This window comes from bacterium, assembly GCA_019695335.1.
In the GTDB taxonomy this organism is placed as follows: domain Bacteria; phylum CLD3; class CLD3; order SB21; family SB21; genus JABWBZ01.
This window is the reverse complement of sequence record JAIBAF010000005.1, coordinates 1-14,226: the sequence shown is the minus strand read 5'-3', so window position 1 is coordinate 14,226 and position 14,226 is coordinate 1. Positions and strand designations below refer to the sequence as shown.

General features: G+C 43.6%; 11 protein-coding genes. 2 read left to right on the top strand and 9 right to left on the bottom strand.

Annotation, left to right across the window (positions count from 1 at the left end; translation table 11 throughout):
- Positions 1–32: 32 nt before the first annotated feature.
- The 7 genes from K1X84_02155 to K1X84_02125 all read right to left on the bottom strand — a co-directional run bounded on the left by K1X84_02155 (position 33) and on the right by K1X84_02125 (position 6,124).
- Positions 33–911 carry an MBL fold metallo-hydrolase gene (locus K1X84_02155; protein ID MBX7150415.1) on the bottom strand — a complete coding sequence of 293 codons (879 nt, stop codon included), beginning with the start codon at positions 909–911 and terminating at the stop codon, positions 33–35.
- Positions 908–1,285 carry a response regulator gene (locus tag K1X84_02150; GenBank protein MBX7150414.1) on the bottom strand — a complete coding sequence of 126 codons (378 nt, stop codon included), beginning with the start codon at positions 1,283–1,285 and terminating at the stop codon, positions 908–910. The genes K1X84_02155 and K1X84_02150 overlap by 4 nt, the downstream gene beginning before the upstream one ends.
- 18 nt (positions 1,286–1,303) lie before the next feature.
- Positions 1,304–1,672 (bottom strand): response regulator, encoded by a 369-nt coding sequence (locus K1X84_02145; protein MBX7150413.1) that lies wholly within the window; start codon positions 1,670–1,672, stop codon positions 1,304–1,306.
- Positions 1,673–1,684: 12 nt separating this feature from the next.
- A complete protein-coding gene (locus K1X84_02140) occupies positions 1,685–2,218 on the bottom strand; it encodes a gamma carbonic anhydrase family protein (protein MBX7150412.1) in 534 nt (177 codons plus the stop codon).
- Positions 2,219–2,294: 76 nt separating this feature from the next.
- Positions 2,295–3,167: an ABC transporter permease gene (locus K1X84_02135; protein MBX7150411.1), complete on the bottom strand. Its 873-nt coding sequence runs from the start codon at positions 3,165–3,167 to the stop codon at positions 2,295–2,297.
- 141 nt (positions 3,168–3,308) lie between these two features.
- On the bottom strand, positions 3,309–4,730 hold the full coding sequence (locus K1X84_02130; protein ID MBX7150410.1) for a sodium:alanine symporter family protein: 1,422 nt from the start codon (positions 4,728–4,730) through the stop codon (positions 3,309–3,311).
- 23 nt (positions 4,731–4,753) lie between these two features.
- A complete protein-coding gene (locus tag K1X84_02125; protein MBX7150409.1) occupies positions 4,754–6,124 on the bottom strand; it encodes a sodium-dependent transporter in 1,371 nt (456 codons plus the stop codon).
- Positions 6,125–6,504: 380 nt separating this feature from the next.
- On the opposite strand from K1X84_02125, the gene K1X84_02120 reads away from it, so the two are divergent.
- On the top strand, positions 6,505–8,313 hold the full coding sequence (locus K1X84_02120; GenBank protein MBX7150408.1) for a peptidase: 1,809 nt from the start codon (positions 6,505–6,507) through the stop codon (positions 8,311–8,313).
- 29 nt (positions 8,314–8,342) lie between these two features.
- Positions 8,343–10,151, top strand: a complete 1,809-nt coding sequence (locus K1X84_02115) for a peptidase (GenBank protein MBX7150407.1) — start codon at positions 8,343–8,345, stop codon at positions 10,149–10,151.
- A gap of 25 nt (positions 10,152–10,176) precedes the next feature.
- Here the strand turns inward: K1X84_02115 and K1X84_02110 are convergent, their stop codons facing one another.
- Together K1X84_02110 and K1X84_02105 are read right to left on the bottom strand one after the other, a co-directional pair.
- The gene (locus K1X84_02110; GenBank protein MBX7150406.1) at positions 10,177–10,443 is read right to left on the bottom strand and encodes a hypothetical protein; all 267 of its coding nucleotides are present in this window, start codon (positions 10,441–10,443) and stop codon (positions 10,177–10,179) included.
- A gap of 127 nt (positions 10,444–10,570) precedes the next feature.
- Entirely contained in the window at positions 10,571–14,206 is a 3,636-nt protein-coding gene (locus K1X84_02105; GenBank protein ID MBX7150405.1) for a T9SS type A sorting domain-containing protein, read from the bottom strand.
- Positions 14,207–14,226: the final 20 nt, after the last annotated feature.

The window sequence follows — 14,226 nt, the reverse complement described above, 5'->3', positions numbered from 1 at the left end:
CGTAATACAGCTTTTCAATACATTCAAAATCATTAAATATCGACTTCCAGTCCTTCATATGCGCCAAAACACTCTACATCGGCACCTTTTTCTTTCAGCAATTTCCTGACTTCCTCAACCATCGTATCGACAAACGCGTCATTATGCCCCGGATCATGATGATAAATGGCCAGCCGTTTCACTTTGGCTTTCCATGCGATTTCAGCAACATAATCGTATGGGGAATGTCCCCATCCAATCTTGGTTTTATATTCTTCCGGAGTATATTGACAATCGTGTACCAACAGGTCGGTATTTTTTGAAAATTCAATTATCCGATAATTGTTATTACCTTTATATTTCATGTCGGCAAAATCAGGATGATCGCCTTCCTGAATGGGATAGGGTTCATTGTCACTTACATAAACGACAGATTTACCTTCATGTTCCACTCTGTAGCCTAATGCAAACCCCGGATGATTTAAATATAAGGTATCAACGCGGGCGCCAGCGATTTTAAAACGACCTTCATAGAGTCTTTTGAACCCAATAGCGGCCGGCATATCACTGAGTTCGACCGGAAAATACGCGCTCTTCATCTGATCGGTGATGATTTGATCCAGTTTGACATCCGCTTCTTCACAACCACAGATGACAAATTTATTGCCCGGTATAAAAGCCGGCACAAAAAACGGAAAGCCTTGAATATGGTCCCAGTGAGTATGACTAAGCAGGATAATGGCTTCGATCGGTTTTTTACCACGTTTCATCAGATCGTTGCCAAGCGGACGAATGCCTGACCCGGCATCAAAAATGATCATATTACTATCATCGATCGTCAGTTCACCGCACGAAGTATTGCCGCCGTACCGCACTGTCTCTGGTCCCGGAGTCGGAATCGAGCCGCGAACGCCCCAGAATTTGTACTTCATTGTTTGGAATGCTCCAGCACTTGATGAATGGTTTCGATCAATTTGTCCGATTCGATCACTTTGGAAATATAGGCATCAGCGCCTAATTTCAAAGCTTTTTTACGATCCACGTCAAAAATCTTCGCCGAATGAACGATGATTTTGATGGAATGGAGATCGTCGGATTCTTTGACCGTTTTGCAGATGGTAAATCCGTCAACTTTGGGCATCATAATGTCCAAAAGTATCAGGTCGGGTCTTTCACGCCGGATAACGTCCAGCGCTTGGGTACTATCATTGCAGATGACAACTTCAAACTTGCCTAAAGCGCGTAAACTTTTCGACGCAATCGCCAACGTACTTTCGTCGTCATCGATCACCAGAATTTTGTGCATATTTCCACGCAAAAAAAATCAGCCCAATATCTTGTTTATCGTATCTATCAGTTTCCCGGATTCGATCACTTTTGAAATATAAGCGTCCGCGCCAACTTTCATAGCATTTTTCCGGTCCACTTCAAAAATTTTCGCCGAATAAACTATCACTTTGATATAATTTAAGTCCGGCGACTCTTTGACTTGTTTACAAATCGATAAGCCATCAACTTTGGGCATCATAATGTCAAGCAAAATCAGATCGGGCTTTTCGCGCCGAATGATTTCCATAGCCGCGGTGCTGTCAGTCGATGCGACGACAGCAAATTTACCAATGTGACGCAGTAAATTGGACGTTACAGCTAAATGATCGTCATCATCGTCTATAATGAGGATTTTTTTAGACATGGTGTTTTCAATTTAGCCGACGCGAACAGGATGCGCATTCAGCGCGCGATAATCCGCGGCGTATTGAATGTAATTTCTAATCGATTGTTTGATCTGATCTATTTCTTCATGGGTCACTTTTCGAACAGGCTTAGCCGGCACGCCCGCCATCATCGTACCTTCCGGAACTTCATACCCTTCAAGGATCAATGCGCCTGCGGCAATAATACAATGTTTATTTACAATCGCGCGATCCAGTACTTTAGCCCCCATTCCGATGAGCACATGTTCGTGGATCGTACATCCATGCAAAATTGCTCCGTGACCTATTGTAACTTCATCGGCAATGATCGTTGGATATTTATTTAACGTAACGTGAATGATTGCGCCATCCTGAATATTAGTGCGGCGGCCGATACGAATGAAATTCACGTCACCACGGATTACAGCATTAAACCACACACTGCATTCTTCTCCCAATTCTACGTCGCCAACAATTTTAGCGCCCTCAGCAATAAAAACACTAGCGGGAATCACCGGTTTTTTTGACAAATATTGGGTGATCATATTGGAAGAAAATGAAGTATAAAGTGACGCAATATACCCACATGCCTACCGAATTTCAAGGAAAAAACCGCACAGGCTACATATCACTGATCTTTTCTTTAAGAAAAAACCGAATGGAAATAAAGCTGCCGGTTAATCCGAGTAAAACACCTATGCCGACTAAAATACCATAAATTAATGGGTCCATCGTAACACCGGGTAGAAGGAATTTTTTGGCACCATAAACCATTCCGTAGGCCACACTACAGGCCAGCCCGCTTCCGATTAATCCTTGCAAGATGCCTTCCAGCAGAAAAGGGCTGGCAATAAAAGTATTGGTGGCCCCGACGAGCTTCATGCTTTTGATTAAATCGCGTTTAGAATAAATGCTGAGTTTGATGGTGTTCGATACAAGAAAAATTGCAGCGATGGCGGCCAAAGCTCCGACGGCCAGGTTGATATTGTTGTAAACATCGATCCGTTCATCCAATGCACGCAAAAGTTCTTTTTGATAATTGACTTCTTCGACCCCACGGATATTTTCTATTGCTTGCGCCACCTCTTCGACGCCCTGCAACGTGCGAAAAGACTCTTCCAACCGAATTTTAAATGATGCCGGAAGCGGATTCGTTTCTACTAAATCAAAAAGGTCGTCTTCCCCCATCACTGATTTCAGAATGCGTGCCGCTTCGGCCTTCGAAATAAAATAAACCGAATCCACACCATCTAAATCCCGAATGATTTTTCCGATTTCCTGAGAATTTTCCGAATCCAGAGATTTATCCAAAAACGCTTCCAACTCAACCCTGCTTCGAATATCACTGATAAGATTTGAAATGTTGAAAGTTACAATTAGAAAAAAACCCAACAAACTTAAGGCAATGCAAATAATTGTTATCGACACAACACTCGACAGCGTGGTACGACGTAAGCCGCTAAAACCTTCGGCAATGAGATAACCCGGTTTCACTCATCCTCCTGCTTTGCTATTGTAGGAATATAAAAATACTCTCACCGTCTCTCAAGCATTTTATTTTTAAAACAAATAAAAAAGCTGTTCAAAAAAGTATTGAGAATCATTTTGAACAGCTTTTTATGAAAATGACAGATACTAATCGCCAAACGGATTTTTCAGAGCACCACGATCCCATTTTTCAAGATAAGCGTCGGTTTCTTTTTTAACGAGACTTCCCAGAAATACTAAACCGATCAGATTCGGAATGGCCATCAGTGCGTTACCAATATCACCAAGATTCCATACGATATTTAAATACTTGCCTTGCAACACCGCTCCAAAAAAAACAAAAAGACAAAAAACTAATCGATAGGTTTTCACGCTTTTTTGCCCGAACAAGTACCGTGCGCCTTGCTCACCGTAATACGACCACCCAATAAGCGTTGTGAATCCAAAAAGAAAGCTGCAAATACTGACCATGTAACCGCCCCAGTCCGAACCGAGGCCGACGGCAAAAGCTGATTTGGTCAATTGTGTGCTGGTCAATCCAACCGGATTTGGATGTAAATCGGATGATAAAATCACGAAAGCCGTCATGCTGCAAACAATGATCGTATCGATAAAGGTTCCCATCATGGCAACTAATCCTTGAGCTGCCGATTCATTGCCTTTGGCAGCCGCAGCAGGAATTGAACATGAACCAATCCCTGATTCATTGGATAAAGTGCCTCGTGAGATACCGTAACGCATGGCGTCTTTAACCGTATGGCCTATAATACCGCCGGCCATGGCCTCCGGTGCAAATGCCGATTGCAAAACAACGATAAATACATCCGGAATTTGAGCGAAATTTATAATAATAACGTATAGCGAAGCTACAATGTATAGGACGATCATTAGCGGAACCAATTTATCCGACACTTCGGCAATTCTAGTCACACCACCAATCAATACAACACCGCACAGTAATGCGAGCACAATCCCGGTTACAAAAAAATTCAGGTTAAAGTCGCTATTCAACGACAAAGCAATTGAGTTGGATTGGGCCATATTCCCGCTGCCGAAAGTTGCCATCAATATCACGGCAATAGCAAACCACAACGCAAGTCCTTTGCCTAGCGACTTATTTTTAAGTCCGTCTCGTAAATAGTACATCGCACCGCCACTAAACGTACCGTCAACCATCTTTTGTCGATATTTTAAACCTAAAAGTGCTTCAGCATATTTGGTAGCCATACCGAAAAGAGCCGTCATCCACATCCAAAAAGGAGCTCCCGGACCGCCACTCGCGATAGCCGTCGCTACGCCGGCAATATTACCGTTACCTACCGTTGCCGCTAAAGCCGTCATTAAAGCCTGAAACGGTGTTATATCACCTTCACGACCCGCTGATTCTTCTTTAGAACGCCCGCGTACCATGAATTTAATCGCTAATCCAAGACGACGAAACTGAATGAATTTAGTTTGAAAGCTCATATACACGCCGGTCGCACCCAGCATGATAATGACTACCGGCCACCAGATGTGATCGGCAATCAACGTCGTAACCGCCAGTAAAAGATCTAAAAATTCCGTCATTTCGTTTTACCTTATATGAGTAATTAAAAAATTTGAATTCCAATAAATTTTTGTAGAATCGTAATAACAAACACTATACCGATGATCAAAGGACAAACGAACATAACCATCATATTCAGAAATTTTTCTACTATCGAACCTTTATAATTCGGATTACCTTGGGCTAATTCCTCTGACAAGTTTTCTGTCTTCCATTTATACGCTGCAAACGTTGAAATCAAAAAACCTCCCAGCGGTAAAAACGTATCGTTGAAAATATCGGATACAACGGAAAGAAAATCATGCGTCGATCCGCCATAACTAATGAATTCTGTACACCATTTAACCGCACCGGTTGAGAACATGCTCGGAAGGCCGATAATAAAAATTATAGTTGCCAGTATCCAAACTGCACGTTTGCGCGGCCATTTTTTTTCATCGACCATGTAAGCTACCGGAACTTCCAGCAGTGAAATCGTTGATGTCAATGCGGCAAAACAAAGCAACAAGAAAAATGAGGCTCCGACGAAACGTCCCCAAAAAGCACCCATGTGTTCAAAGACTCCCGGTAAAGTGACAAACACGAGGCCGGGGCCTGCCGATGGTTGTAGTCCTTGAAAGTAAACAAACGGAAAGATCATTAATCCGGCTAAAAAAGCAACCGTCGTATCCGACAAAGTCACGATTGCTGCTGAACTGACGACATTTTCCGATTTGTTCATGTAAGAACCGTATGTGATCAACGCTCCCATCCCAAGCGATAATGAAAAGAAAGCCTGTGACAATGCCGTGTAGACGGTCTTGCCGGTAACCAAACTGAAATTGGGTACCAAATAAAACTCTACACCTTTCATCGCGTTATCAAGCGTAAAAGCATAACCAATCAAAAAAAGTAATATCAGAACGAGCGCTGGCATCATGATCTTTGACCATTTCTCAATGCCTTTCTGAACACCGCCCGCAACAATCAACGCCGTTACAAACATGAATGTCATCGAAAAAAACAAATTATCCCAAAAATCAGTGGTATAGCCGATAAAATCTTTGGCCACATCAAAATCGCCTCCGATCATGTGCAAAAAATATCCAAATGCCCAGCCGGCAACCACATTATAAAACGACAATATCATGAATCCGCACAGAACACCCATCACACCGACGAAGCCCCAACTTTTACTCCCTGATAACATCACAAACGCGCCATAGGGATTAAGCTGAGTGCGGCGGCCAATGGCAATTTCACTAACCATGATCGGGAAACATAAAACGAACGCACAGATGACGTAGATCACTAAGAAAGCCGCCCCACCGTTGGAACCGGCTTCGTATGGAAATTTCCAAATGTTTCCTAGCCCGATCGCCGACCCTGCTGCCGCAGCAATAAAGCCAATCCGATTCGAAAATGAACCTCGCATACGTACCTCATGTTTATGTTAAAATCTAACGGAAAAAATCCGGTTCAACTCGGGATAAACTCCTGATCAGTAGTCAGGATTTTAGATTTGAATCTTCTATCGTGGGATAGCTGATCGTAAAGATGTGCATTGCTGGAAAAACGGATTAAGTATACGCATCCTCATTCCAAAAGTCAAACGAATCATGGAATTCTTGAAAATTTTCCGCAACGTTTTCGCCAGTTTTACGTATTGCTTTCGAAAAGTTTCCCTAATTTACCATTCTCAAGAAAATTGACCCGAATTCACCCCATCAGAAGTGAAACAATATTTTCGCATTTATAGTTAATGATCTGTCGCTGATTCGCACCATTTTTAACCACTTAAAAAGGAAAGATGCTATGGCTCGTTTGATTGGACTTATGGCCACGTGGCTATTGACCATGTCCGCATTCGCCGGCAACAACGGATTATCAATTCACTACCACATCAACATGACGAGGACCGAGACCGACTCGTTTTATGTGACGCTCGACGTCAGTGGTTTTAAAAGCGACACGACGGTTTTTCAATTTGCTTCTACGGCGCCCGGCACTTACCAAATTATGGATGTTGGCCGTTTCGTGGGTAGTTTTCGTGCATTCGATGCGGCCAACAAACCGCTGAAAGTCGAACGACGCGGAACGAATCAATATGCGATTTATAATGCCCGTTCATTAGCTAAGCTCACGTACCAGGTCGAAGACACTTATGATACCATGATTAAGGAATTTCCTATTTACGTTATGGCCGGTTCTAATCTTGAGAAAGACAATGCCGTCGTCAATGGGCAAATGGTGTGTGGGTACTTTCACGGACATCAGTCTAATCCTATCCGCATCAGTTTCGAATATCCAAAAGACTGGACTGTCGGCAGCGCGCTGGATATGAACAAAAACGAATACGTAGCCGATACGTTTGATCGTTTAGTCGATTCACCGACGCTGCTCGGTAAACTAACCCATGCCGAGATGAAAGTTGGAGGCACAAAAGTCGACATCTACAGCTACTCGGAAAATGATAAAATCAAAGCGGACGATCTGGTTCCTGAGATGAAGAAAATGATCATGGCCGCCGATCAATTCCTCAAAGGCTTGCCCGTCAAGCGTTATACTTTCCTTTTCCATTTTCGGGCTAATCCTGGTCCTGTTTTTGGAGCATGGGAACACAGCTATGCTTCTTTGTACGTAATTCCCGAAGGCGACCCGCAAAAAACAGCCCCGGGCGTCGTGAGCATTGCGGCTCACGAGTTTTTCCATATCGTAACACCGCTCAATATCCATAGTGAAATCATTGAAGAATTCAATTACATCAAGCCCGTCGCTTCCCAACATTTATGGCTGTACGAAGGCACGACGGAATGGGCGAGCGACTTTATGCAAGTGCGTAGCGGACAAATGTCCGACACGGAGCTCATGAATCAAATTTCACTGAAACTTCAAAATAACGATCAGTACGATCCTGATTTAAGTCTCGTTGAACTCAGTCTTGGAAGTTTTGAAAAGTATGTCGATCAATATCAGAATATTTACGACAAAGGCGCACTCACGGCAATGTTTCTTGATATGCGGTTACTGGAATTGTCCAAAGGAAAAAAAGGATTACGCGATATAGTCAATACGCTCGCCAAAAAATACGGACCTAAAAAGGCTTTTCCCGAAAGCCAATTTTTTGATATTTTTGTTGAAATGACTTACCCGGAAATTCGCGATTATATCGATCAATACATTAAAGGTTCGAAACCTTTGCCCGTAAAAGAATATTTGGCCAAAGCAGGGTACGAATACATCCCGTCGCAGAAATCGGGTGTTTTTGTAACTTCACGCGGTAAATTTGATTTCGGCGCTTATAATAATCAGATCGTCGTACGCAACGTTGATCCAACCGATAGCGTCAACATGCAGTCCGGTCTGAAGGACGGCGATGTCATGTTAAGAATCGCGTACAACGGCACTGAAGTTAGTATCCTCGACGCGCGATTCTCGACCTTAATGTCATCGATGCATATCGGTGATCCTTTTGCCTGGATCGTTAAACGAGACAATAAAGAAGTGAAACTCGAAGCGAACGTCGGACGGCGTGAAATCATCGAGACGCATAAAATTATTCCAATGGTTACTCTGACTAAGGAACAAGAACAATTCAGAAAATGGTGGTTGACCAATCAATAATTTTTTTCATCCGTAACAAGGCAAAAACTATGAAACCACTTTTCGCACTTTTAATGTTGTGTTTGGCAGTAACGGCCAATGCAGGCAATTCCAAATTGGAATTGAAGTATGAAATTGACGTTACGAAGATCGAATCCGATTCTTTTAATGTCACGATGACTGTCAACGGCGTCACATCCGATTCGATCGTGTATCAGTTCATCGCCACGTCACCCGGTATGTATGCGGTCGCCGATGCAGGAAGATTTGTCGGAAGCTTCAAAGCTTACACGGCCTCCGGTAGTGAACTGCCGGTATCCCGTGCATCGACCAACCAATACCTTATTCGTAATTCCAAACAACTGGCCAAAGTTTCATATCGTGTTGAAGACACGTATGACACGGCTATTCAGGAACATCTGATCGGTCCGATGGGCGGAACCAATATCGAACGCGACAATGCCGTGATTAACTCACAAATGGTAGTCGGATATTTTAAGGGCTACCAAATCAATCCGATGCAGATAACTTTCCGTTATCCCAAAGAATGGAAAATCGCTACGGCGTTACCGGAAAAAAAAGGTGTCTACTACGCCGATTCATTTGATCATTTAGTCGATTCTCCGGTTTTGCTCGGCAAACTCACAGAGGCCAGCCTCAAAATCCGGGGCGCGCGCATCGATGTATATTGCTATTCCGAGCATGATATTATTCAAGCCGATAGTGTTTTAACCTATATCAAGGGGATCATCGAATCGGCCGACAAATTCCTGAACGGACTTCCAGTCAATCGGTTTGTCTTTTTATTCCATTTCCGAAAAAACACCGGACCGGTTGTCGGCGCATTGGAACATAATTATTCCAGCTATTTTTATATGCAGGAAAACCCGATATCCCAAGTAGCACCGCTGATGACCGCTTTTGCTGCGCATGAATTTTTCCACATTGTCACGCCGCTCAATATTCACAGCGAAGTGATTGAACCATACAATTTTGAGACCCCCGTACCATCGCAGCATCTCTGGCTGTATGAAGGCGCTACCGAATGGGCACAAATGATGATGCGCGTGTGTGGTGGATTGATCAATGAACAACAGTTCCTTGGAGTGATTACTCAAAAACTCAAAATCAGTGACGGATTTCGCAAGGACGTCAGCCTTCAGGAATTGAGCCTCGGATCTTTCGGAGAACTAAACAGCCAATATCAGAATATCTATTATAAAGGCGCTTTGACGGCTATGATTCTCGACATGAAACTGCTTGAACTGTCCAAAGGCAAAACAGGGCTGCGAGAAATTATCAAGCAATTGTCGAAAAAATACGGACCGAAAAAGACTTTCTCGGAAAAAAATTTCTTTGACGAATTTGTTGCTATGACGTATCCTGAAATCACCGATTTTTTTGAACGTTATGTAAAAAAAGCTGAACCCTTGCCGCTTAAAGAATATTTGGCAAAAGGCGGCTTCAACTACAATGCAGAAATCCGTACAGGACAATACAAAGCCGATACCGGAAAGTATGCGCTGACCGTTAATGGCGACAATCAGGTTGTTTTTATTCAAGTCGACACGACGCATGCCATCAATCGGGAACTGGGAGTTCATGATGGCGATGTTATGCTTAAGGTCAAATATCAAGATCAGGAAGCAGTGCCATTAGTACAAAACGTCATCCAGTTAGTCAACAGTATTCAAATCGACAGTACGTTTTCGATTTTCATTAAACGCGGCGATCAGGAAAAAGTGCTCACAGCCAAAGCCGGTAAGAAAGAGATCATCGTAACGCATAAACTCGAGTCGATGGAAAATCCATCTAAGGAGCAGCTTGAATTTCGTAAACTGTGGTTATCCAATCGCTAAGTGCGGACTACAATGCTGTTACAAATTAAGCCTTGGCTTGAAGCTTGGATTTATACAATAAATCATAATAAACTTTTGCGGCAGCTTCCGTTTGCTTATGGGCTTCATCAGCCGCAATCTTTGCTTGCTTTTCTTTGGCTTGCGATTTTTTCATTGCGTCAAACGAAGCCTGCACTTCGGCAAGTACGGGTTTAAATTTCGGATGAATTTTTGCAAGCTTTTTAAGGCCTTCAAAAATATTAATGCTTTCTTGTAATTCTTCTGGAGTTAACCGACGCTTTTTTTTGCTCATAGATTTCTAAATTTGTACAAGGAAAAATGTAAATTACATTTATCAATATAAACTTTTTTGAACACAATAAAAAACCCTGCTGGAATTATCCAACAGGGTTTTAATTTCTGTTCTATTACGTCAGAATTTACTTCACGAACAGCATCTTACGTGTGCTGGTGAATTCTTTGGTTTGAATTCGGTACAAATAAATTCCTGAGCTTACAGCCTGTCCGGCATTATTCTTACCGTCCCACAACACACTCTTCACGCCACCGGCCTGAATTTCGTTGACCAGCGTTTTTACTTCCTGGCCAAGGATGTTGTAAACCGTGACAACCACTTTCGTTTCCCGTGGTAAAGCATATCGGATCGTTGTCGTCGGGTTAAACGGATTTGGATAGTTTTGGAATAACGCAAATTCCTTCGGTAATGCTCCTTCGAATTCCGACACAACGTCCCCATTGTAGAACAATTGGTATTTGCCCATTTTCATGGTCGTAGTCGTAGCTGTTTTGCTGACTTTGTTCACAATGGTTTTCATCATTTCAAGACCGTTTTCCGTACGGCGATAAATCGTCAAATGATTTTCGTCCACGCCGCTCAATTTGCTATAATCAAACGTGATCGTGGCTGACGCATTCAAATCCATACCCAGCGGTCCAAACGTATACGCCTCAGATAAGGAATAAATTCCTTCGGATGAATAAAGATCTGCGCCTTCAGCGGCAATGGTCAGATAGGCATCCGATTTCATCGTATTATCGGCAATTTTCATAATCGCCACGCCGTCTGTGCTCGCCAGAGAAGCATTGCTGCCGACCTTGGCCAGAACTGCCGACAGAGTACGGACACTGTCTTTAGAATTGCTGGCCGTATCCGTCGATGTTACGGTAAAAGAATAATTGCCAGACGCATCGAATTTAAAGTGGCCGTAGTAGACTCGTTTAGCGGCATCGACCGTAACCGTCGTTAGGGTTTCCTGCGACGCATTAGGTTTCGTGACTTTGATGACGGGTGACCCGCTCAAAGGTTCATTGCCGGTTGCGATTACATCGATATATTGCGAAAGATATTTATCCTGGAAGAAACTGATGCCCGTTACAGGACCTGAAACGTCGGCACGAACCTGCATGGTCACCGGAATTGTAATCAACGGCTCGTCGGCATCGTTGCTCGTAATGAAAATATTCGCCGTATAATCGCCAATATCCAGCGTATCCGGCATAAAATTCAGCGTTACATTGCCCGAACTATTACCGTTGATTGTTCCTGAATATGCACTGGCGGTCAGCCAGCCCATACCGGCAGTTGTATTATAACGAACGAAACCATAACCGGCTTCGCCTTCGATAAGATACAATCCTCGATAATCACCGCTCGGCACGTACGCCATGCCCATATCATCGATATAGCTGAAAGGCAGGCCTCCGATAACGCTCCATTGTTCAGTATTCAAATTAAATGCAAAAAGACTTGAGTCGCCTGCATCTTCATAATTGCCGACCGCATAGAACGTGTGATTGACTGGATCGATCGCAGTTCCAAGTACGGTTCCGCGCGGCGGCGCAGGCAACTGCGTCCATTCTTCCGTTGCAAGATCAAATTTGGCAAAGGATGTATCGCCATTACCAGCAAGGTCATACAAATAGCCATTATAATATCTCAATCCACCCCAAGTGTTTTCGTCATAAAATAATGGGTCCAATTCTCCGGGATGTGGTAAAGTATCCCATTGAAGTGTCATCGGATCATAGCTCACAAAAAGATATGTGTCAGCCAGATAAATCTTACCGCCGAAAGTTTCGATCAGCCCTGAATACGTCGGTGAGTCCATCGTCGTCCATGTATCGGAATCGATATCGTAAATTCCTATGCCCGAAGCGGGTGGAGGACCTTCACCAAAAGCATCAAAAGCTTTTTCACGGAATGCTTTACTGCCACCACTACCACTTGTATAAGTTGTATAAACTTTGCCATTCAAGACGACAGCACCGCCGTTGTTGCCACTGTAAATAGGACAATCTTCTAGCTGAGTCCATTCATTGGTCGACGGATCGTACTGAAAAAACGCATAGCCGCCATTTTCTTGCGCATAAATCAGTCCGGTTGCAGGATCGACCGTCATACATGTCAGATACGTTTCTGATAACATGAGTGAATCAAATGTACCCGGAATAAAATCGAAAGCTTGCGAGGATGACAACTGTGAGAACGATGACGATTTGTGCGATGCTTTACTTAATAAGGATTGTTTACCATTGTTCCCTTTTTTCAAACTGCGATTTACCTGGATCGTTGGTTCTTCCGGTACATCGCTTTGAATGGACATATTCCAAAATAGCTTGCCGGCATTCGTATTACTGATCGTCAACGTGCTCGAACCGGTTTTATTCTTTTCAACTTTCTTAACTATCGATTCGCTAGTAACATTGACATCCGGCGGCAAAACTGTAGCTTGAATCAGAATCTCTTCATTCGGATTTGCCGGATCGTTGCCACTCACTTTAATAGTAATGTCGTATGTACCAGCTACGAACGTTGGCATCAGGCGAATTAATACCGGCTCGGTTCCGTTTTGAACGAGATTACCTGACGCTGGGATAAATTTAACTGGAATGCCGGACGAACTCACTACTGACGCGCTCCACAACAGACGACCTTGTCCGCCTATGTTGCCAACTGTCAGCGTCACGGTCGTCGAATCGCCCAAGCCATACTGAATATTGGCAAATGTATCGGGCGATGCCGACATATTCGGCGGAAGCACGGTGAGCGTCACGGGAACGACAAAAACCGTATCTTCCGGATCGACATCATTGTTGACGATTTCAACCGCCGCTTCATAATCGCCAGGATAAAGCCTCGATGCGTCGATCGTAATGGTCGTTTGTTGATTGCCACTGGCCGCAATCGATCCACTGATCGGATTGGCACGCAGCCACGCACCGCCGAGCGTCAATGAATATTCTAAAGCCAGACCCATCATCGGGCCTGAATTGTAACCATTGATATACAAGTATTCCCATGTCATGCCAGTCGCTACGACTGAGCCGGCGCCGAAAGAATATTCCACAAGTGTAGGCAATCGGCTATCGGCCGTTTCAACTATTACTTTGGCATTTCCCGGAAGGTTTGTTAAGTAACAATGGTTGGCACTGTTGCCATTTAATAATGAATCCAGTCCGGAAACAATCGGATGTTCAGGTATTAAAACCCGATTCACATTTTCAGCGTAGCTATGAATGACTTGAACACCTCCGACAATAGTAACATTATCACCTTGTGTAGCCAATTGATACTGAACAACACCTCCGGCAATAACGTAAGCTTCAAATTTTGAAACATTATTCGAAAGTTCAGTGTAATACGTATTATCTTCATCGCCGGCCGTTACGATCAAATCGTATTGAAAGAAATCAGTTTCGGCTATTTGGCTCGAATTAATCACCGTTGGCGTGATTCCAAGATTATTAATAATGAAATCGCCTATATTAACTCCCCACGCATCGGTTTCCTGGATGACAAGAATTCGCTCATTGCCATTGGCTGCGGCTGAATTTGCACGCGCCAGAGCAAGTTTGGTCGGACCTGATGTTGGTGTAATTGCTTTTTGGAAAGCTCTCGGAGCCGTTGACGAGACGCGCACGCCACTGTAAAATGTCGATGAACGATATTGATGTAGCGGTTTGGCGGCTCTTGTTTGGCCGTATTGAAAATTCATCCGGATATTCCAATCCAGATTACTGGTTCCATTATTCGTAATTTGCAGGTTTCTTTTCACGGAATCTCCGGCGCCGACGA

What these genes read in the sequence shown, in the direction of transcription:
- K1X84_02155 (MBX7150415.1), bottom strand. Translation starts at nt 911, where the DNA reads ATGAAGTACAAATTCTGGGGCGTTCGCGGCTCGATTCCGACTCCGGGA.
- K1X84_02150 (MBX7150414.1), bottom strand. Translation starts at nt 1,285, where the DNA reads ATGCACAAAATTCTGGTGATCGATGACGACGAAAGTACGTTGGCGATT.
- K1X84_02145 (MBX7150413.1), bottom strand. Translation starts at nt 1,672, where the DNA reads ATGTCTAAAAAAATCCTCATTATAGACGATGATGACGATCATTTAGCT.
- K1X84_02140 (MBX7150412.1), bottom strand. Translation starts at nt 2,218, where the DNA reads ATGATCACCCAATATTTGTCAAAAAAACCGGTGATTCCCGCTAGTGTT.
- K1X84_02130 (MBX7150410.1), bottom strand. Translation starts at nt 4,730, where the DNA reads ATGACGGAATTTTTAGATCTTTTACTGGCGGTTACGACGTTGATTGCC.
- K1X84_02125 (MBX7150409.1), bottom strand. Translation starts at nt 6,124, where the DNA reads ATGCGAGGTTCATTTTCGAATCGGATTGGCTTTATTGCTGCGGCAGCA.
- K1X84_02120 (MBX7150408.1), top strand. Translation starts at nt 6,505, where the DNA reads ATGGCTCGTTTGATTGGACTTATGGCCACGTGGCTATTGACCATGTCC.
- K1X84_02115 (MBX7150407.1), top strand. Translation starts at nt 8,343, where the DNA reads ATGAAACCACTTTTCGCACTTTTAATGTTGTGTTTGGCAGTAACGGCC.
- K1X84_02110 (MBX7150406.1), bottom strand. Translation starts at nt 10,443, where the DNA reads ATGAGCAAAAAAAAGCGTCGGTTAACTCCAGAAGAATTACAAGAAAGC.